Below are 251 nucleotides of genomic sequence, written 5' to 3' on the forward strand. Positions count from 1 at the left end.
TCCAGGGCATCGAGGGTGGATGCGCCATCGGCAGAAACCACGCCGATTTTATTCATGTTCTGTGCCTGGGATGCCGTTACCGGTTCCGCCGCGAACACGCCAAATGACAGAGTTGAAAGAGCCATAGCAGCAACAACAGTATTGATAGTTTTCATAATTAATCTCTCGCAGGTGATTTTTGTATAAGTGACGTTGTTTCGTCGATGTGATGAGTATCACGTTTTTTTACGAGAGATAAAATCGAAGAGAAT

The 251-nt window shown here is 45.0% G+C and carries 1 pseudogene; it reads right to left on the reverse strand.

Annotated features, from left to right (window positions below):
- Positions 1-155 (reverse strand): annotated as a pseudogene (ybiJ, locus tag FN960_RS24490) (DUF1471 family protein YbiJ); the annotation flags it as partial.
- Positions 156-251: the final 96 nt, after the last annotated feature.

Source organism: Alkalicoccobacillus porphyridii, assembly GCF_007293315.1.
GTDB lineage: Bacteria > Bacillota > Bacilli > Bacillales > Bacillaceae_D > Alkalicoccobacillus > Alkalicoccobacillus porphyridii.